This window comes from Stenotrophomonas sp. STEN029 (assembly GCF_056760015.1).
The window spans coordinates 21,076-39,346 of sequence record NZ_JBRREC010000020.1; the positions used below are offsets into that span (position 1 = coordinate 21,076).

Here is an 18,271-nt window from a genome sequence, read left to right on the forward strand (position 1 = left end):
GGCGCGAAACTGGATGGTGCCGGCGGTCTGGGCGGGAGGCTGGCATGGGCCGGGTATCCGGGCTGGGAACAGCGATGCTCGCCAAAGCCTTGCAGTGGCGGTGTCGCTGGAGAGGGTGGCTGAACATGGGGTTAGCCCTTGCCGCGCTGTCATCTCGGGGCTGGCTATACTGGGTAGTCCACGCAGGTCCAACTCGCCATGTCAGACAGCTTCCAGCTCGTATCGCCGTATTCGCCAGCCGGCGACCAGCCGGCCGCCATCGAAAAGCTGGTGGCCAACTTCGAGGCCGGTATCGCCAAGCAGACCCTGCTGGGTGTGACCGGCTCCGGCAAGACCTACACCATTGCCAATGTGGTGCAGCAGGTGCAGCGCCCGACCCTGGTGATGGCGCCGAACAAGACGCTGGCGGCGCAGTTGTATGGCGAGTTCAAGGCGTTCTTCCCGAACAACGCGGTGGAGTACTTCGTCAGCTACTACGATTACTACCAGCCCGAGGCCTATGTGCCGTCGTCGGACACCTTCATCGAAAAGGACAGCTCGATCAACGAGCACATCGAGCAGATGCGCCTGGCAGCGACCAAGACCTTGCTGTCGCGGCCGGATGCGATCGTGGTGGCGACGGTGTCGGCCATCTATGGCCTCGGTGCGCCGGAAGACTATCTGTCGCTGCGCCTGATCCTGTCCAAGGGCGAGCGCATCGACCAGCGTGACCTGATCAAGCACCTGACCCAGCTTCAGTACACCCGCAACGAGTATGAGCTGCAGCGCGGCACCTTCCGTGTTCGCGGTGAGGTGATCGATGTATTCCCGGCCGAGCTGGACAGCGAGGCGCTGCGCATCGAGTTGTTCGATGGTGACATCGAGCAGCTGAGCATGTTCGACCCGTTGACCGGCGAAAGCCTGCGCAAGATGCAGCGCTACACAATCTATCCGAAGACCCATTACGCGACCACGCGTGAGCGTGTGCTGGCGGCAGTCGAGACCATCAAGGTCGAGCTGAAGGAGCGGTTGGAGCAGTTGTACGCACAGAACAAGCTGGTCGAAGCGCAGCGCCTGGCGCAGCGCACCCAGTACGACCTGGAGATGATGGCCGAGGTTGGCTATTGCAACGGCATCGAGAACTACTCGCGACACCTTACCGGCAAGGCAGCTGGCGATCCGCCGCCGACCCTGTTCGATTACCTGCCGCCGGATGCATTGCTGGTCATCGACGAATCGCACGTGACCATTCCGCAGATCGGTGCCATGTACAAGGGCGATCGTTCGCGCAAGGAAACGCTGGTCGAATTCGGCTTCCGCCTGCCTTCAGCGTTGGACAACCGTCCGCTGCGCTTCGAAGAGTGGGAGGCGCGTTCTCCGCGCGCCATCTATGTGTCGGCGACGCCTGGTCCGTACGAACTTCGCGAGTCGGGCGATGACATCACCGAGCTGGTGGTGCGTCCGACCGGCCTGATCGATCCGCAGGTGGAGATCCGCCCGGTTGGCACCCAGGTCGATGATCTGATGTCGCAGGCGACTGAGCGCATCAAGATGGGCGACCGCGTGCTGGTCACCACCTTGACCAAGCGCATGGCCGAAAACCTCACCGAGTACCTGGGTGAACACGGCATCCGCGTGCGCTACCTGCACTCGGACGTGGATACGGTCGAACGCGTGGAAATCATCCGCGATCTGCGCCTGGGCAAATTCGACGTGCTGGTCGGCATCAACCTGCTGCGCGAAGGCCTGGATATGCCTGAGGTGTCGCTGGTCGCGATCCTCGATGCCGACAAGGAAGGCTTCCTGCGTTCAACCGGCTCGCTGATCCAGACCATCGGTCGTGCGGCGCGCAATGTGCGCGGCAAGGCGATCCTGTACGCCGACAAGATCACCCGTTCGATGCAGGCGGCGATCGACGAGACCGACCGTCGTCGGCAGAAGCAGGTGGAGTACAACGAGGCGCACGGCATCGTGCCGCAGTCGGTGATGCGGCCCATCGTCGACATCCTGGAAGGTGCGCATGAGGAAAGCTCGCCCAAGTCCAGTGCGAAGGGCAAGGGCCGGCGCGTAGCTGAGCCCGAGGCAGATTACCTGCCGCTGGAGCCGGCCAAGCTGGCTGCACGCCTCAAGGAGCTGGAGCAGACCATGTACCAGCACGCCCGCGACCTGGAGTTCGAGGATGCCGCGCGTATCCGCGACCAGATCCATCGCCTGAAGGAAGCCAATCTGGGCTGAGGCGGCCCGGTGTGAAATATTTCCAGAAAACGGTTGTTCTTCGTGAAGAGCAGGGTTAAGATACGCGCCCTCGCAACGCTTAATTGTTGTTGAGAAGGGCGGTTAGCTCAGCGGTAGAGCACTACCTTGACATGGTAGGGGTCACAGGTTCGAACCCTGTACCGCCCACCACTTCCTCGCGAAGTGGCCACGAAAGCCCGGCGCCGGCCGGGTTTTTTGTTTCCAGGTAATGTTATGCGTTGCAGTACGGCTGATTCGGCCCTTGTGACGTGGAAAGGCTTCAAACGGGCGGTTAGCTCAGCGGTAGAGCACTACCTTGACATGGTAGGGGTCACAGGTTCGAACCCTGTACCGCCCACCACCTTAAACCTTGGCGCATCAGGGGTTTGGGTGGACGTATCACCAGAAGGGCCAGTTTGCAGTGGCATCGCACTGGCATCAGCTGGCATCGGCAGTTCTGCTGGTGCCGTAGCGGCCACTGTCATCGCAGTGGCATCGCGCATCCTCGGCACCTCTGCCGACAACTCCAACATCCAGTCATCCAACGCCCTTTTGGCCCCGGCCAGATATTCAGGGTCGAACTTGGCGTAGTTTTCGGTCGTCGGCGAGCTCTCGCCCTTCTTGTGGCCCATCTGGCCCGAGACGTCCCAGCCTTTCACCCCGCGGCGCCGCAGCTCGGTACCGACCGTGTGGCGCAGGACTTTGGGCACGAACCACACCGGCAGCCCGGCGCTGTGGCGCAGCTTCCGCCAAGTCGTGCGCACGCTGTCGATATGTTCCCCATGCCAGTTCACGTAGTAGCTCGCCCTCGGCAGCTTCTCCAGGTAGGCGGCGAGGAAGTCTGTGAGCGGCACGATCGGGCGGAATTTCTTGGTTTGCTTGCGGCCCGCAGGGTTGAGGTTGATCAGACCCATGTGCGCGTCGACCTGAAAGGGCTGCAGATCCAGCGTGGCGTCCCCACGACAGCCGGTATTGAGCCGGATCATGCAGTAGGTGAAGACGTGATCTGGCATGTCCTGGTTGAGGAACCGGACCAGCTGCTCGCGCTTTGCGTAGTGGGGGTAGCCGGCGCCGATGGGCGGCAGGCGCACAAAAGGCACCCTCGTGATCTCTTGGTCCTCCCATGCAAGGTTCAGGGCGGCTTTGCCGACGCCCAAGACTCGCCGGGCGTAGGACTCGGTCCACCCCTTGTTGACGATCATCCACTTCAAGAACGCGCGCTGGCGCGGCGGCAGGAGGGTGTCGACGGTGTCTTGGCCAAAGTATTCGGCCCACACGTCGGTTGCCCTCTTCGCCGTCTCAGCGCTGGCAAGGTGCTGACCGTGGCGCAGGTAGTAGCGCTCTACCACGTCGGCAATGCCAGCGTCCGCCGGTGCTGTGTCGCGGACCTGGGCATGCTCGAGGATCAGCCTTCTGGCTGCTTGCTTTGCCTGCTCAAGATCTGCGCAGCGTGTAGAGCGCCGGACCGGCCGGCCGTTCTCCCGCCATTCGAGGTAGAGCAGCGGCGAGCCGGCGCGGCGGACGATGGCGTACTCATCGGTGATTCTGTAGGCGATCCGCTCATCGTCGCCGGTCCGTTCAGGTTTTGCTTCAACAGCCATTCGAGGTCTTCCAAGGTGTATTTCGGGGTGCCGCACAGGTCTCGCCATCGGATCTGGCCATGTTGCTGTAGAGGGAGGGTGCAAAGCACTGCGCCATCCAGCCGGAAACGCCCTCTTGGAAGGACTGGCTTTCCCGATCCGCACCCAGATATACCGGTTCGATGCGCCAGCCAAGCTCGGCCATGCGCTCCTGGTAGGTGCCGCTGTAGCCTTGGGCGCAGGCCTTGGCCATGACGGCGCGGGCGATGTCATTGGGCGTCCCGGAGTAGCCACAGGCGACGGTACCGAACTTGTCTGTATCGGCCACGACCACATGAGTGATGGGCTTGGAAGCGGCGTTCAGGCGTTGCCACATGGCCACCTCGGTTTCCATGGCCGGTCGGCAGCTGTCGTTGGCGAAGATCACAACGTCGACGCCGGAACGACGCTCGATTGTGAAGTCCAGGGAGGAAAGGGCGTTCACGATGCCACCTCGGGGCTGGTGGCCTGCGGAGTGATGATCTCGCCCTGGCAATCCCCGTGCATGGCATCGGCGCGGAGCACGCGGATTTCGTCCACGACGCTGGTGTTAAGCGTGGCGAGTACGGCGTCCTTACTGCTGCCGCTCCAGGAGCTTTTCGCAAGCAACTGCTGGGCAAGCCAGATTGCTCGCCAAGGGGTAGGAATCCCTTTCTGCACCGCGAACCCAGATGCCCTATGGGTGACAACCCAGTCGCCGACATCGTCGGTTCCAGAAACGGTCATGGCCTCATTGTCGGCGAGGTCCAGATGGACGAAGAACGGACCCACATCAAAGCCAGTGAACGGATGCGGCCCGACCTCTGGGCGCTCGCATGACTCCGGTACCTCGGGAAGCATACGGGTGATTGCTGCAGGAGCAGGTGCATCGCTGCCGCCCTTGGGGCTGGCGTCGATCACGCACTGCTGCATGATCGCGGTCAGGTCGTTGACGTTGATGGAGATGGTGTCGGGGTGATCTGGGTCTGCCTTTTCGGCTTCGCAGCAGTTGCGGATAGCCGTGGCAAGGTCGATCCCCGGCGCTGCAACGGGCTGTGGCGTGCTTTCGTTGGCGTGCGCTCGGCAGGGGTGGCGCAGGGAGCCGTCGCCACTGGGGCATGTGCATTCGACGCCGGCTGCGGAAATCACTTCCCCAACCATCCATCATCCAGGTGCCGCTATCGCAGCTGCGCCTCTCCCCACGCAACGCTCGCAAGACCGGCGGCCACGACATCGAGGGCCTCGCGGCTTCGATCGCTGCGCACAACCTGCTGCAGAATCTCACCGTGACGCCTGGCGCGAACGACAACGAATACCAGGTCGTCGCCGGCGGGCGACGCCTGGCGGCGATGCAGTTGCTGCGCGATCGTGGTCAGCTGGATGCGGAGTTCAGCGTGCCGTGCAAGTTGATCAACGACGACGGCGTCGCGCTCGAAGCAAGCACCGCGGAGAACACACTGCGCGAGGCCATGCATCCGGCCGACCAGTTCGATGCGTTCAAAGGTATGGTCGAAGCGAAGAAGTCCATCCCGGACATCGCTGCACATTTCGGTGTCAGCGAGCTCGTGGTCAAGCAGCGCCTCAAACTGGCCAACGTCGCGCCGAAGCTGGTGCAGGTCTATCGCGACGGGGGCATGGATCTCGAGCAGCTGCAGGCGCTGGCGCTGACCGATGACAAGAAGCTACAGGAAAAGGTCTGGTTCGGCGCCAAGAACGACTGGAATCGCCAAGCCAGGGACATCCGCCACGCGATCACCACCAGCGAGATCCGCGGCGATTCCAACATCGCACGCTTCGTCGGCATCGATGTCTACGAGGCGGGCCGCGGAATCCGGCCAAGGGATAGACGCATTCCATGCACTGATCGAGAAATGGGAGGCGCGCAGCCGCAGCGCCCTCCCTGCGGATGCAATGCTGATCAACAAGCACGCCCGTGAACTACGCGAATTGCTAGCAGCATCAGCAGGCCAATCTGCAGGGGCTCCCAAGCACGGAGACGAAGCAGGCGACGGCCTACGCTACGTTCTGTGTCAGGTCGGCTTTGGTGAGCACTACAAAGACTGGCTGCTGATACCTCACGCGGACGGGCAGTACGTTACGGCCGCGAAGCTCCAGCCATTTAGTGTGGCGATCCTGCAGCACCAGCTTGCGAAGGTGGATCGTCATGGATGACATCAAGGCCCTAGCCGCGTTGACCGCGTTGAACGAGATGTTCTCCGGCAGTCACTTCAGCATCTGCACGATCGACACCATTGCCAAGTTGCTCGGCGTGCATCCGCAGCGTGATGCTTACGACACGCTGCATGCGTTGCACTGCGTCCACTGGAACAAGATGCCACGCGAGTTGCGTGATCGCATGCCGGAGCTCATCCAGCAGGCACTCGCCAATGGCACGGCGGCGTTCCAGTTCGAGCTCAAGCAGCCTAGCAACAATGCCCTGCAGCTGCTGGATCAGAGCAAGCACACGAGGCGGCCGCTGCTGCAGCGCCTGATCCATCGATGACCGACTTCCGGCCTCAGTTCACCGGCTTCGGGCCGGACGTCACTCACCAGATGCCGCGATCCGCGGCGCCGCTTCCGGAGCAGCAGCCTGTGGCCATCATTTCCGACAACGCGAACCGGATCCTCGATCTCATCACCGAGAACGGTGGATCCATGAGCGGCGATAAGCTGCGCGTAGAAGTCGCGGACCTATCGCCCGTCGACCGGCGCAAGGCGATCGGCAAGTTGCGCGAAGAAGGGCGCATCGTGTCCACCGGCGCCACCACGCGGGTGACCTACTACCTGCCTGGCCAGAAGCGTAGGCCGGATGAAACGCCTGTAGCTACGCCCGTGTTGGCGGTCACGAAGGACGTCGCCGAGAACCGCATCGAAGTACCTGTTCCAGGATGGTCTCCGGTCTGCATCTCAGTCCCGCTGCCCGATGGCGTCGCGCCGGAACTGCAGCTGATGGCAGCCCTGGACTTCATCACCGACAAGATGTTCCTGCAGCACTTCGGGATCGGCCTCGAGGACGCGCACGTCGCTCGTGCGACGTCCTGGCTGGCCAGCAAGTACCAGGGGCGCACATGAAGATCGCCGGCGCCCCCGCCAAAAAGCCGGACCTGATCCGTGCAGCCATTCGCAACCTGGACGACGTCAAGCTCGGCCAGCTGATCATCGAGCTCGCCTTCAGCACCAGGCTCGAGCAGTCCGCGCTGCACTTCGCCCGAAACGAGCAGCGCCGGCGGAACCGCCAGGCCAAAAAGGCGGCGAAGGCGGCCCAGTGATCGGCGAGATTCTCCAGTTCGAGGACCTGCAGCGGATGTGCCGGCCGAACCCGGAAGGCCCGCTGCCGCGCCTGGCCACGGTCGTCCGGTGGGCGGAGGACCAGGGAATCCGGTACAAATACGACGCCCAGGGCGGGATCTGGACCACCCTGGACGCTGTCAACGCCGCCCTCGGGGTCGCCGCGGCGAATGATTCCACCCCCTACGACCCCAGCGACTTGTTCGGCAGGAAGTGATGGCACCAGCAGGCAGAAAACGTAAGCCGGATCCGACGATCCCGCGCCACGTCGACCAGTCGAAGATTCCGACCGGCCTGTACTGGGACGGCCGCAAGGGCGGCTGCTGGTACGTGTTCGATCGCAAGCCAGGCGAGCGGCCGAAGCGCAAGAACGTGGCCACGAAGACGGCCTCGCTCGCGGATCTGCACCTGATCGCAGAAGCACGCGCCGGCAAGGCAAGCAGCAAGGTGATGCGCGGCCTGGCGGAAGCGTTCGAGGACAGCGACCAGTTCAAGAAGCTGAGCCAGAATTCGCGCGACGACTACGCCTACTGCAAGGCGGTCGTGGTGGACTTCAAGTTCCCGAACGGCGGCCGCTTCGGTGACCTGGTCACGAAGCGCATCGTCCGCCCCGTGGTGCAAGGCCTGATCGACAGCTTGGCCGCCGGCACCGAACGCGACAAGGCCGGCGCCTTGATCCCTACGCCGAGCAAGGCGGCGCACGTGCAGCGCTACCTGCGCCGCCTGTTCCGCTGGGGCGAGAATCGCGGCTACAACGACAGCAACCCGGCGGACGGCGTGGAGCTGCCTGTCGAGCGCAAGCGGCGCAGGCTGCCCGATCGGGACGTGATGCAGGACCTGGTCAAGTTCGCCCGCGCCCAGGCCGGCGGCCGCGGCAAGGAAGGAAGCGTCGCGCCGTATCTGTGGGCGATGATCGTGATCGGCTATCGCTGCCGCCTGCGCCCGATCGAAGTCCGCACGCTTTCCGATGCGAACGCGCTAAAGGAAGGTATCCAGACGAACCGGCGCAAGGGTAGCCGCGACAACATCACCGAATGGTCGCCGGAACTTCGCGAGGCCTGGGACTACCTGGTCGAGCGGCGCAACGCGATCTGGAACAACGAGAAGAAGAAGCGCCCCGTGCCGATTCGCGCCGAGGACCGGATCCTGGTGGTCAACCACGCCGGCGAGCCGCTGCTCAAGAGCACGTTCAATTCCGCCTGGCGCCGCCTACTGGACAGCGCGATCAAGGCCAACGTCATGACGGACGATCATCGCTTCGGAGCGCACGACCTCAAGCGCCGAGGCATCACCGACACGCCAGGCACTCGTCCAGAGAAACAGCGGGCCAGCGGGCACGTCAACGAGCACATGCTGGAGACCTACGACTTCGAGTTGCCGCTGGTCAAACAGGCCGGCGAGGTACGTAAAATCACCCCGGCCGACCCAACCGGATCAAGCACTTAGGGCAGGCAAAGACGTAAATTGATTGAGCCTAAGTTATTGAAAGTAAACAACTGTAGGTTTGACTGTTAATCAGGGGGTCGTTGGTTCGAGTCCAACTTCGGGCGCCAAGATTTGATTGAAGACCCGCATCGCGAGATGCGGGTCTTTTTTTGCCTGTTGTTCACGTTGGCGCGACGTGCAGGGCGCGAGCACGGCTCGCACCAGGCGAGCGAGCTCTCGGCATGACGCGGGCGGAAGCTGTCGAACTTTTTCAAGCATGGCGACGCTCGCTGTCGGGGCCGGGCTGGCAGTGCCAATGGCAGCGCCGCAACGCGCTGCCATTAGCGGTTGCCAGAACTGTCAGCCAAGCTTGAAGTCGACCGGGATCAAGCCATAGGCCTGTACCGGGCGACCGCCGTCGCTAGCGGGTTGGAACTTCCAGCGGCGCAGCACCTGGCTGCGGGCGGCGTTGTCCAGGCTGCGGTTGCCACTGCTGCGTTCGATGCTGACTTCCAGTGGCGAGCCATCCACATCCACCAGCACCCGCAGTGTCACCGTGCCCTGTGCACCGGCGACCAGTGCATCACGCGGATAGCCCGGCGCTGGAGCATTGAGGTAACGCAGCTGCACGCCTTGCAGCGGTGTGGAGGGGCCGATTGGATCGATGGAAGGGCTGTTGTCGACGGCAGGTGCGACATCCACCGGTGCGGTGACGACTGCCTCGGTCGCGAAGATCGGCATCGGCGCGTTGTCCACCGGTGCGGCCAGTGCCGGTTGTCGCGGCGGTGACGGGGTGCTGGTCACTGGTACATCGATTGGTGGTGCGGGTGGATTGGGGACGATGGGTTTGGCGTCGGGGACCAGCCAACGCTCACGCACCGCTTCGTTGTGGATCGGTACCTGTGACAACGGAATCAACAGCAAGCCCAGGGCAAATGCGTGCAGGGCCAGGGCCGTGCTGTAGGCAAGGATGCGCGAGGGTTCTACGTGCAGGGACGGACTGCGTTGTTGCGTGCGGACCATGTACCACCTCCATGCGTGGGCGTGTGACAGAGAACAACGCGCGATGACACGGGACGGGGTTGCTCGATTGCGTCCCGTAGCTGCAGTGCGCCCTTTATTCAGGCATTCGGCAAGCGGGGTGCTTGTTTCTGGTCAGCTGGCGGACAGCTTGAGGGGAAGCAAAGGCCGGCTCTTGTGGGAGCGGCGTAAGCCGCGAAACAGACTCATCATCAGATAGTGCAGCTGCCAAGGTTTTCTGTAACGGGAGCTTCGCGGCTTACACCGCTCCCACAAACAGAAGCCAGCCAGGCCACCAATGTGAGCGACCAAAACAAGAACGGCGCCCGTAGGCGCCGTTCCGATTGCGGTGGCCGCGTTGCTCAGCGGCCCAGTTCGAACACCACGTCCAGGTTGACCGAGACGGTGGTTTCGCCCGGCGACACCGCGGTATCCATTTCCATCTTGTTGGCGCGGCCGGCGGCCATGGCCATCATCGGCATCGGTCGGAAGCCGCCCTGGCTGCCTTCGGAAATGCTGACGATGCGGCGCACGCGCAAGCCCAGCGACTTGGCATAGGTTTCGGCGCGGGCCTGGGCCTTCTTCAGCGCGGCCAGGCGGGCCTCGTCATAGACCGGTTCCGGCTGGTCGATCTCGAAGCTGGGGCCGTTGATCTGGTTTGCCCCCTGTGCGGCCAGGCTGTCCAGCACCTTGCCCAGCTTGCTGATGTCGCGCACCTTCAGGCTGACGGTGTTGTTGGCCTGGTAGCCGGTGATCTTCGGCGCTTCGTTCTCGGCGTAGCGGTACTGCGGACTGAGGTTGATACCGCTGGTCTGGATGTCGCGCTCGGCAATGCCGGCAGCCTTGATCGCCGCCATCACCTTGTCCATCTGAACGGCGTTGTCGCGCATGGCGGCGTTGCCATCGGCGGCCTGGGTGACCACCCCGGCAGACAGCGTGGCCACGTCCGGCACACGGTGGGCTTCGGCCTGGGCGGAGACGTTCAACAAGGTCGCGTCGCTGGCAACCACGGCCGGGACGGTTTGGGCATTGGCGGTCATCGAGACTCCAAGAGCGAGAGACAGGGACAGCAGTAGTGGGGCGAGGGCGGTACGGCGCATGGTGATCCTCCTTGGCTGGATCGTGAAAATGAACACAAGGCGATGAACGGGTGGTGAGCCATGATGGGGTCGCGGTCACTTTGCCAGCAATGCTCATCATTCAGGTTGCTGGCGCAGGTTATGCTTTCACGATGCTTTATCTCGCCTCCCGCTCCCCCCGTCGCAACGAACTGCTGTCCCGCCTTGATCTGCCCTTCCGCGCCCTCGATCTGGAGGTGCCGGAGCAGCGTGCGCCGGGCGAGGCGGCCGAGGCCTATGTGCGCCGGGTTGCGCTGGACAAGGCCCGGGCAGGGCTGGCGCTGGTCGCTGACGACCCGCAGGCGGTGGTGCTGGGCTCCGATACCGAGGTTGTGCTGGATGACCGGGTCTATGGCAAGCCGGCCGATGCCGACGATGCGGCAGCCATGCTGGCCTCGCTGGCCGGGCGCACGCACCGGGTGATCACCGTGGTGGCCCTGGCTGCGGCCGGGCGGCATGCGTTGGAGACGGTGATCTCGGAAGTGAGCTTCGCGCCGATGAGCGCGGCGCAGATCCAGGCCTACGTCGCCACCGGCGAGCCGATGGGCAAGGCTGGCGGTTACGCCATCCAGGGTGGGGCGGAGCGTTTCATCAGTCATCTGGCCGGCAGCTACTCCGGGGTGATGGGGCTGCCGTTGCAACAGACCGCCGCGCTGCTGGCGGCATTTGCCGCAGGCGCGGACGACGATTCCATGGACAAGGGGGAATGAAGGACGTGTCTGAAGAAATCCTGGTCAACGTCACCCCGCGCGAAACCCGCGTGGCAGTGATTGAAAACGGCATGCTGCAGGAGCTGCACATCGAGCGCGGTTGGCGCCGTGGTGTGGTCGGCAATATCTACAAGGGCAAAGTGCAGCGGGTGATGCCGGGCATGCAGGCGGCCTTCGTCGAGGTCGGCCTGGACCGTGCTGCGTTCCTGCATGCCAACGACGTGGTGCGTCCGGCGCCAGTGGCGGCCGATACCGACGAAACCGCGCCCAGCCTGCCGCTGCCCTCCTCGGTGCCGATCGTGGAGCTGTTGCGCGATGGCCAGGACGTGGTGGTGCAGGTAGTCAAGGACCCGATCAGCACCAAGGGCGCGCGCCTGACCACGCAGATCAGCATTCCCTCGCGTTACCTGGTGCTACTGCCGCAGTCCAAGATGGTCGGGGTTTCGGCCCGCATCGAGGATGAGGGCGAGCGCGCCCGCTTGAAATCGCTGGTTACCGAGATTTCGGCCCAGCATGGCGGCTACGGCTACATCGTGCGCACCAATGCCGAAGGCCAGCCGGCCGAGGCCCTGGCCGAGGACATCTCTTACCTGTCACGGGTCTGGGCGGTGGTGGAACGGCGTGGTCGCGAAGCGCCGCCGTGCAGCATCATCTATGAAGACCTGAGCCTGCCATTGCGCTCGGTACGCGACCTGATCCGCAAGGACGTGGACAAGGTCAAGGTCGATTCCAAGGAAACCTTCGGCCAGCTGCAGGCCTTCGTCGCCAAGTACATGCCGGTGCTGGGCGAGAAGCTGGAGCTGTATACCGGCGACCGTCCGATCTTCGACATGTTCGGGGTCGAGGATGAAATCGTCCGCGCCCTGAACAAGCAGGTGCCGCTCAAGTCCGGTGGCTATCTGGTCATCGACCAGACCGAAGCGATGACCACCATCGACGTCAATACCGGTTCCTTCGTCGGCCAGCGCAACCTGGAAGAGACCGTGTTCCGCACCAACCTGGAGGCGGCGCAGACGGTGGCGCGGCAGCTGAGGCTGCGCAACCTCGGCGGCATCATCATCATCGACTTCATCGACATGGATGATGCCGAGCATCGCCGCCAGGTGCTGCGCACGCTGGAAAAGGCGCTTGCCCGCGACCATGCCAAGACCACGGTGTATGACTTCTCGCCGCTGGGTCTGGTCGAAATGACCCGCAAGCGCACCGTCGAGAGCCTGGAGCGCCAGCTGTCGGAAACCTGCCCCCAGTGCAGCGGCCGCGGCAGCATCAAGACCGCTGAAACCGTGACGTACGAGATCTTCCGCGAGATCACCCGTGCCGTGCGCCAGTTCGAAGCCGCGCGCCTGCTGGTGATTGCATCGAGCAAGGTGGTGGCGCGCATCACCGACGAAGAATCTGCGGCGGTGGCCGAGCTTGAGGAATTCCTCGGCAAGAGCATCCGCTTCCAGGCCGATGACCAGTACCTGCAGGAGCAGTTCGATGTGGTGCTGCTCTGAGCCAGCTCACTTCGTCGCACGGAAGCACGAAGTGAGCTGATGACCACGCTGTTGCGCCACCGCCTGCGCCGCTTCCGTCGCTATGCCTTGATGGCATTGGCGGTCGCGTTGGTGTGCGTGGCCTTGCTGGTCGGCACCGTCAGCCAACTGCTGCCGATGGTGGAGGCGCATCCGGACAAGGTTGCTGCCTGGTTGAGTGAGCGGGCGGGGCAACCGGTTGCTTTTGATCGTATGGACACGCGCTGGACCCGGCGCGGCCCGTTGCTGCAGCTCGATGGCTTGCGGGTTGGCCAGGGCGAAGGTGTGCGCATCGGCCAGGCCGAAGTGCTGGTGGCGGTGTATTCGGGTCTGCTGCCCGGTGCGCCGCTGACCGAGCTGCGCCTGCGCGGACTGGCGTTGACGCTGCAACGGGCTGACGATGGCCGTTGGTCGGTGCGTGGCCTGCCCGAGTCCAGGGCGGGTGGCGATCCACTGGACGCCCTGCGCAGGCTCGGCGAGCTGCAGGTGATTGGTGGAGCGTTGCAGATACAGGCACCCTCCATCGGCCTGCAGACCCGAATTCCGCGTATCGACCTGCGCCTGCGCGTGGACGGCGAGCGTCTTCGGGTAGGCGCCAAGGGCTGGATCGATACCACCGCTGCGCCGGTCACTGCGGTATTGGATTTCCAGCGCCAGCGCGGCGATGGCCAGGCCTGGTTCTCTGCCGATCCGGCCGAACTGGGTGCCTGGTCTCCGTTGTTGAGATTTGCCGGGGTGCAGCTGCGCCAGGGCAAGGGTGAACTGCAGGGCTGGGTGCAGCTGCAGGACCATCGCGTGGTGGCGGTCAGCGCCGTGGGCGAACTGGACGATGTGCAGCTTGCTGGTGCGCCGTTGCAGGGCGCTGCCGCACCGAGCGTGGCCTTCAACAAGCTGCAGCTGCGCGCGCGCTGGAAAGCGATTGACGGCGGCTGGCGGCTGGACGCGCCCAGGCTGCGGATCGCTACCGACAGCAACACCCAGTCACTGGATGGTTTGCTGCTGGCCGGCGGCAAGCACTACGTGGTGCAGGGCAAGCAGCTCGATGCCGGTCCGATGCTGCAGGTACTCGCGCTCAGCGACCGCCTGGAGCCCAGCCTGCGGAACTGGCTGCATCGGTCCAAGCCATCGTTGAAGTTCGCCGATATCAGTCTGCTCGGTACTGCCGATGGCCCCTTGCGTGCCAGTGGCGAGCTGCTGGATGCCAGTTTTTCGCCGGTTGGTGGCAGCCCCGGCGTCACTGGTCTACGCGGGCATTTCGAAGGCGATGCACAGGCGTTTTCGCTGGGTCTGAAGCCGGACCATGTCGTGCGCTTTGATTGGCCGACCGGCTTCGGGGTGCTGCATGAGCTGCAGCTTTCCGGCGATCTGGTCGGCTGGCGCGAAGGTGCCGGTTGGCAGATAGGGACGCCGGCTTTGCGGGTGCAGGGCCAGAACTATGCTGCCGACGTGCGTGGCGGACTGTGGTTCCAGGGCGACGGCACCCGGCCATGGATCAGCCTGGCGGCCAAGATCGATGATGTGCCGATGACTGCGGCCAAGCAGTTCTGGGTGCGCTCGAGCATGAGTGACGCAGCGATCGGGTGGCTGGATGCGGCACTGGTGGATGGCACCTTGCGCGGCGGCACCGGCTTGGCCGTCGGCGACCTGGATGACTGGCCGTTCACCGGCAACAACGGTCGCTTCGAGGCGGGCGGGCATATCGACGATGGTTCGATCCGCTTCCAGCAGGACTGGCCGCTGATGCAGCACGTCAATGCCGATATCAACTTCATCGGCGGCGGTTTCGATTTGATGGGTCGCGGCGATCTGGCCGGGGTCAAGGTGGATCACCTGCGCGCTGGCATCGCCAGCTTCGCTGAATCCAAGCTGGTGGTGCAGGCCAGTACCGTCGACGAAAGCGCGCGCCTGTTGGCCATGCTGCGGCAGAGCCCGTTGCAGGCCAGCTATGGCGACACCCTGGACAACCTGAGCGTGGCCGGGCCGGCGGCGGTCAATTTCGATCTGCTGCTACCGCTGCACCACGATGGTGGTGGGCATCTGCTCGGTGACGTCGATCTGCGCGATGTGCGCATGGCCGACAAGCGCTGGGACCTGCAGTTCGAGGGGGTGCGCGGCAAGGCCCAGTACAGCAGCGACGGCTTCGACGCGCCGGCATTGCAGGTGCGCCATCAGGAACGCGATGGGGTGCTGGCGCTGCGCGCTGGCAAGCCGGTGAAGGACCCCGCGCATGCCTTCGAGGCCGAGCTGAGTGCGGATCTGGATGCGGGCAAGCTGCTGGACCGTGCGCCGGAGCTGGCTTGGCTCAAGCCCTACGTGCACGGCACTTCTGCGTGGACGGTCGGAGTCAGCCTGCCCAAGGAGCAGGCTGGCGTACGCAGCGGCCCACCGACCCTGCTGACCCTGCGTTCGGACCTGCAGGGTACCCGTCTGCAGTTGCCGGCGCCGTTGAACAAGCCGGCCGCCGATGCGCTGGCGACGACCGTGCAGGCGGCTTTGCCGATGGGCGCCGGGCGCATAGACGTGTCCTTCGGCAAGTTGATGGCCTTGGCTGCGCGCAGCCAGAACGGCAAGACCGGCGTGCAGGTCACGATGGGCAGCGACACGGTCGATCACGAACCGCCGGCCGATGGGCTGGTGGTCAACGGCCGTACCCCGTCGCTGGACGCGTTGGAGTGGATCAGCCTGGCGCGCGGCGACGGCAACGAGACGGGCGATGGTGGCGTAGCGCTCAAGCAGGTGGACGTACTGGCTGACCAGTTGTTGATGGTGGGCGGGCGCTTCGCGCAGACCCGGTTGCAGCTGCGGCCCGGTGCCGACGCTGTGGCAGTGCAGCTTGATGGCCCAGCCCTGGCCGGCAACCTGCGCGTCCCTACCGCCGACGGCGGCACGGTGAGTGGGCAGCTTTCGCGGGTCTACTGGCAGGCGGCAAAGGCGGCGACGGCCGAATCCAGCGACACCCCGGCCGAACCGATCAACCCGGCCAACATCCCGCCGCTGGCACTGGATATCGACGACCTGCAGTTTGCTGCGATCAAGCTTGGCCAGACCCGTCTGCGCACGCGCCCGACCGGTGACGGCCTGCAGGTTCAGGAGCTGTCGATCCGCGCGCCCAAGCAGGTCATCGACGTGCATGGTGAGTGGCGTGGCATGGGCGCGCAGGCCCGAACCCAGGCCACGGTGCAGGTACAGAGCGAAGACCTGGGTGATCTGTTGCAGCGTCTTGGCTATGCCGGGCAATTGCGTGGTGGCCAGGGCAAGGTGAACCTGCAGACCGGTTGGCAGGGTGGGCCGATGGCCTTCAACCTGGCCACGCTGGAGGGCGGCATGGACATGAACCTGCGCAATGGCCAGCTGTTGGAAGTAGACCCCGGCGCCGGTCGCGTGCTCGGCCTGCTGAGCGTGGCGCAGTTGCCGCGACGCTTGCTGTTCGACTTCCGCGACCTGTTTTCCAAGGGTCTGGCGTTCAACCATGTCGAGGGCGCGATGCGCTTTGGTGATGGCCAGGCCAATACCGACAAGATCGCCATCGAGGCACCCGCGGCGGAGATCACCATTCGCGGCCAGGCTGACCTGGTGGCCCAGCAGTTCAACCAGACCATTGATGTGAACCCGCGTTCGGGCAATCTGCTTACGGTGGTTGGTGCGGTGGCCGGTGGCCCGGTAGGCGCGGCAGTGGGCGCCGCAGCCAATGCGGTGCTGGGCAAGCCACTGGGCGAGATCGGCTCCAAGACCTATAAGGTCACCGGGCCATGGAAAGATCCCAAGGTCGAAGTGCTGGACCGTGACGCCGCCCGCCTGCCGCCTCCGGTAGTTACCCCCGGCGCTGCCAGCAACCCCTGAATCAGTGCAGGCTTGCATGCAGCGGGCCTGCCCCCATCTGGATAGTCATGACCGATAACGCACTCTCGCTCGCCGAAACCCGCCTGCTGCTGCCTGCAGGACTGGATGCCAATCGCCTTGAACGCACCTTTGGCACCTTGCTGGGGCCGGGCATCGATTTTGGTGACCTGTACTTCCAGCATTCACGCCGCGAGAGCTGGAGTGTCGAGGACGGCATCGTCAAGGACGGTGCGCATTCGATCGAACAGGGCGTGGGCGTGCGCGCGATTGCCGGCGAGAAGACCGGCTTTGCCTACTCGGACGATATCCAGCCGGCAGCCCTGCTGGCTGCTGCACAGTCGGCACGCGCCATCTCCCGCGAGGGCGGTGAGCAGAACGTTCGCTCGCTGGTGCGCGGCAGTGGTCGCGCGCTGTACCCGGCGCTGGACCCGGTGGACAGCATCGGCAACGAGACCAAGGTGGAAGTGCTCAAGCGTCTGGATCGCTACCTGCGTGCGGCCGATAGCCGCGTGCAGCAGGTGATGGTGAGCCTGTCCGGCGGCGTCGACACGGTGCTGATCGCGCGCAGCGACGGCGTGTTGGCTGCTGACGTGCGCCCGCTGGTGCGTTTGAACGTACAGGTCATCGTCGAACAGAACGGTCGCCGCGAGTCCGGCTATGCCGGTGGCGGTGGTCGCTACAGCTATGAAGAACTGTTTGCCGGTAAGCGCCCGGAAGCCTTCGCCCGCGAAGCGCTACGCCAGGCGTTGGTGAATCTGGAAGCCATTCCGGCACCGGCCGGGGTGATGCCGGTGGTGCTCGGCCCGGGCTGGCCCGGCGTGCTGCTGCACGAAGCGGTCGGCCACGGCCTTGAAGGTGATTTCAACCGCAAGGGCACCAGCGTCTATGCCGGCCGCATCGGCGAGCGCGTGGCTTCGCCGGGCGTGACGATTGTCGATGACGGCACCCTTGATGGCCGCCGTGGTTCCTTGAACATTGATGACGAAGGCACGCCGACCCAGTGCACCACGCTGATCGAGGACGGCATCCTGGTCGGCTACATGCAGGACACGCTCAACGCGCGTTTGATGGGTGTTGCGCCGACCGGCAACGGCCGCCGCGAATCGTTCGCGCACATGACCATGCCGCGCATGACCAACACCTACATGCGCGCAGGCAACCATGACCCGGAGGAGATGATCCGTTCGGTGAAGAAGGGTTTGTACGCGGTCAACTTCGGCGGTGGCCAGGTTGACATCACCAGCGGCAAGTACGTGTTCTCGGCGACCGAGGCCTACCTGATCGAAGACGGCAGGATCACTGCGCCGGTGAAGGGTGCGACCCTGATCGGCAACGGCCCGGAGACCATGCAGAAGGTGCGCATGATCGGCAACGATCTGGCGCTGGACGAAGGCGTGGGCATCTGCGGCAAGGACGGGCAGAGCGTGCCGGTCGGTGTCGGCCAGCCGTCGTTGCTGATTGATGGGCTGACGGTGGGTGGTACGCAGGCCTGAGGGTGCGGTTAAGCTGACGAGCCCCCTCATCCGCCCCCCGCCTTCGCGGGG

Annotated in this window: 17 protein-coding genes and 3 tRNA genes; 15 read left to right on the forward strand and 5 right to left on the reverse strand. The window is 64.4% G+C overall.

Annotated elements, in window-relative coordinates; all coding sequences use genetic code 11:
• Positions 1-198: 198 nt before the first annotated feature.
• From uvrB to ACVOLI_RS06710, 3 genes are all read left to right on the forward strand, one after another.
• Positions 199-2,214 carry an excinuclease ABC subunit UvrB gene (uvrB, locus tag ACVOLI_RS06700; protein WP_481534034.1) on the forward strand — a complete coding sequence of 672 codons (2,016 nt, stop codon included), beginning with the start codon at positions 199-201 and terminating at the stop codon, positions 2,212-2,214.
• 96 nt (positions 2,215-2,310) lie between these two features.
• Positions 2,311-2,385: transfer RNA gene (locus ACVOLI_RS06705), tRNA-Val, on the forward strand.
• 115 nt (positions 2,386-2,500) lie between these two features.
• Positions 2,501-2,575: transfer RNA gene (locus tag ACVOLI_RS06710), tRNA-Val, on the forward strand.
• Here the strand turns inward: ACVOLI_RS06710 and ACVOLI_RS06715 are convergent.
• From ACVOLI_RS06715 to ACVOLI_RS06725, 3 genes are read right to left on the reverse strand one after another with little or no spacing between them, the layout of a single operon-like run.
• Positions 2,526-3,863 (reverse strand): tyrosine-type recombinase/integrase, encoded by a 1,338-nt coding sequence (locus tag ACVOLI_RS06715; RefSeq protein ID WP_481534063.1) that lies wholly within the window; start codon positions 3,861-3,863, stop codon positions 2,526-2,528. The two genes, ACVOLI_RS06710 and ACVOLI_RS06715, sit on opposite strands and share 50 nt — an antisense overlap.
• A complete protein-coding gene (locus tag ACVOLI_RS06720; RefSeq protein ID WP_481534035.1) occupies positions 3,805-4,278 on the reverse strand; it encodes a hypothetical protein in 474 nt (157 codons plus the stop codon). Before ACVOLI_RS06720 ends, ACVOLI_RS06715 begins: the two co-directional genes overlap by 59 nt.
• Positions 4,275-4,961: a hypothetical protein gene (locus ACVOLI_RS06725; protein ID WP_481534036.1), complete on the reverse strand. Its 687-nt coding sequence runs from the start codon at positions 4,959-4,961 to the stop codon at positions 4,275-4,277. The genes ACVOLI_RS06720 and ACVOLI_RS06725 overlap by 4 nt, the downstream gene beginning before the upstream one ends.
• A gap of 23 nt (positions 4,962-4,984) precedes the next feature.
• On the opposite strand from ACVOLI_RS06725, the gene ACVOLI_RS06730 reads away from it, so the two are divergent.
• From ACVOLI_RS06730 to ACVOLI_RS06765, 8 genes are all read left to right on the forward strand, one after another.
• On the forward strand, positions 4,985-5,749 hold the full coding sequence (locus tag ACVOLI_RS06730) for a ParB/RepB/Spo0J family partition protein (RefSeq protein ID WP_481534037.1): 765 nt from the start codon (positions 4,985-4,987) through the stop codon (positions 5,747-5,749).
• The gene (locus tag ACVOLI_RS06735; RefSeq protein WP_481534038.1) at positions 5,724-5,984 is read left to right on the forward strand and encodes a hypothetical protein; all 261 of its coding nucleotides are present in this window, start codon (positions 5,724-5,726) and stop codon (positions 5,982-5,984) included. The genes ACVOLI_RS06730 and ACVOLI_RS06735 overlap by 26 nt, the downstream gene beginning before the upstream one ends.
• Positions 5,977-6,315 (forward strand): hypothetical protein, encoded by a 339-nt coding sequence (locus ACVOLI_RS06740; RefSeq protein ID WP_481534039.1) that lies wholly within the window; start codon positions 5,977-5,979, stop codon positions 6,313-6,315. Before ACVOLI_RS06735 ends, ACVOLI_RS06740 begins: the two co-directional genes overlap by 8 nt.
• A complete protein-coding gene (locus ACVOLI_RS06745; protein WP_481534040.1) occupies positions 6,312-6,884 on the forward strand; it encodes a hypothetical protein in 573 nt (190 codons plus the stop codon). Before ACVOLI_RS06740 ends, ACVOLI_RS06745 begins: the two co-directional genes overlap by 4 nt.
• Positions 6,881-7,081, forward strand: a complete 201-nt coding sequence (locus ACVOLI_RS06750) for a hypothetical protein (RefSeq protein WP_481534041.1) — start codon at positions 6,881-6,883, stop codon at positions 7,079-7,081. Before ACVOLI_RS06745 ends, ACVOLI_RS06750 begins: the two co-directional genes overlap by 4 nt.
• Positions 7,082-7,116: 35 nt before the next feature.
• Positions 7,117-7,317: a hypothetical protein gene (locus tag ACVOLI_RS06755; protein ID WP_481534064.1), complete on the forward strand. Its 201-nt coding sequence runs from the start codon at positions 7,117-7,119 to the stop codon at positions 7,315-7,317.
• Positions 7,317-8,546, forward strand: coding sequence for a site-specific integrase (locus ACVOLI_RS06760; RefSeq protein ID WP_481534042.1), 1,230 nt, complete (start codon positions 7,317-7,319; stop codon positions 8,544-8,546). The genes ACVOLI_RS06755 and ACVOLI_RS06760 overlap by 1 nt, the downstream gene beginning before the upstream one ends.
• 26 nt (positions 8,547-8,572) lie before the next feature.
• Positions 8,573-8,653, forward strand: a tRNA-Ser gene (locus ACVOLI_RS06765).
• A 232-nt stretch (positions 8,654-8,885) separates the two neighbouring features.
• Here ACVOLI_RS06765 and ACVOLI_RS06770 read toward each other — a convergent pair.
• Positions 8,886-9,548, reverse strand: coding sequence for an energy transducer TonB (locus tag ACVOLI_RS06770; protein WP_481534043.1), 663 nt, complete (start codon positions 9,546-9,548; stop codon positions 8,886-8,888).
• 359 nt (positions 9,549-9,907) lie between these two features.
• Positions 9,908-10,645, reverse strand: coding sequence for an SIMPL domain-containing protein (locus ACVOLI_RS06775; protein ID WP_481534044.1), 738 nt, complete (start codon positions 10,643-10,645; stop codon positions 9,908-9,910).
• A 131-nt stretch (positions 10,646-10,776) separates the two neighbouring features.
• Here ACVOLI_RS06775 and ACVOLI_RS06780 point away from each other — a divergent pair, with 131 nt between their 5' ends.
• From ACVOLI_RS06780 to tldD, 4 genes are read left to right on the forward strand one after another with little or no spacing between them, the layout of a single operon-like run.
• Positions 10,777-11,373, forward strand: a complete 597-nt coding sequence (locus ACVOLI_RS06780; protein ID WP_481534045.1) for a Maf family nucleotide pyrophosphatase — start codon at positions 10,777-10,779, stop codon at positions 11,371-11,373.
• A 5-nt stretch (positions 11,374-11,378) separates the two neighbouring features.
• The gene (gene rng / locus ACVOLI_RS06785; RefSeq protein ID WP_057627141.1) at positions 11,379-12,869 is read left to right on the forward strand and encodes a ribonuclease G; all 1,491 of its coding nucleotides are present in this window, start codon (positions 11,379-11,381) and stop codon (positions 12,867-12,869) included.
• Between the two features lie 39 nt (positions 12,870-12,908).
• Complete coding sequence (locus ACVOLI_RS06790) at positions 12,909-16,727, forward strand: YhdP family protein (RefSeq protein ID WP_481534046.1); 3,819 nt, start codon at positions 12,909-12,911, stop codon at positions 16,725-16,727.
• A gap of 47 nt (positions 16,728-16,774) precedes the next feature.
• Positions 16,775-18,220, forward strand: coding sequence for a metalloprotease TldD (gene tldD / locus ACVOLI_RS06795; RefSeq protein WP_481534047.1), 1,446 nt, complete (start codon positions 16,775-16,777; stop codon positions 18,218-18,220).
• Positions 18,221-18,271: the final 51 nt, after the last annotated feature.

Excerpts from the sequence above, each read along its gene's own strand:
- tldD (WP_481534047.1), top strand. The coding sequence starts at position 16,775 with ATGACCGATAACGCACTCTCGCTCGCCGAAACCCGCCTGCTGCTGCCT.
- ACVOLI_RS06740 (WP_481534039.1), top strand. The coding sequence starts at position 5,977 with ATGGATGACATCAAGGCCCTAGCCGCGTTGACCGCGTTGAACGAGATG.
- ACVOLI_RS06790 (WP_481534046.1), top strand. The coding sequence starts at position 12,909 with ATGACCACGCTGTTGCGCCACCGCCTGCGCCGCTTCCGTCGCTATGCC.
- ACVOLI_RS06770 (WP_481534043.1), bottom strand. The coding sequence starts at position 9,548 with ATGGTCCGCACGCAACAACGCAGTCCGTCCCTGCACGTAGAACCCTCG.
- ACVOLI_RS06760 (WP_481534042.1), top strand. The coding sequence starts at position 7,317 with ATGGCACCAGCAGGCAGAAAACGTAAGCCGGATCCGACGATCCCGCGC.
- ACVOLI_RS06750 (WP_481534041.1), top strand. The coding sequence starts at position 6,881 with ATGAAGATCGCCGGCGCCCCCGCCAAAAAGCCGGACCTGATCCGTGCA.
- ACVOLI_RS06775 (WP_481534044.1), bottom strand. The coding sequence starts at position 10,645 with ATGCGCCGTACCGCCCTCGCCCCACTACTGCTGTCCCTGTCTCTCGCT.
- ACVOLI_RS06735 (WP_481534038.1), top strand. The coding sequence starts at position 5,724 with ATGCTGATCAACAAGCACGCCCGTGAACTACGCGAATTGCTAGCAGCA.
- ACVOLI_RS06745 (WP_481534040.1), top strand. The coding sequence starts at position 6,312 with ATGACCGACTTCCGGCCTCAGTTCACCGGCTTCGGGCCGGACGTCACT.
- uvrB (WP_481534034.1), top strand. The coding sequence starts at position 199 with ATGTCAGACAGCTTCCAGCTCGTATCGCCGTATTCGCCAGCCGGCGAC.
- ACVOLI_RS06780 (WP_481534045.1), top strand. The coding sequence starts at position 10,777 with ATGCTTTATCTCGCCTCCCGCTCCCCCCGTCGCAACGAACTGCTGTCC.
- ACVOLI_RS06755 (WP_481534064.1), top strand. The coding sequence starts at position 7,117 with ATGTGCCGGCCGAACCCGGAAGGCCCGCTGCCGCGCCTGGCCACGGTC.
- ACVOLI_RS06715 (WP_481534063.1), bottom strand. The coding sequence starts at position 3,863 with ATGGCGAGACCTGTGCGGCACCCCGAAATACACCTTGGAAGACCTCGA.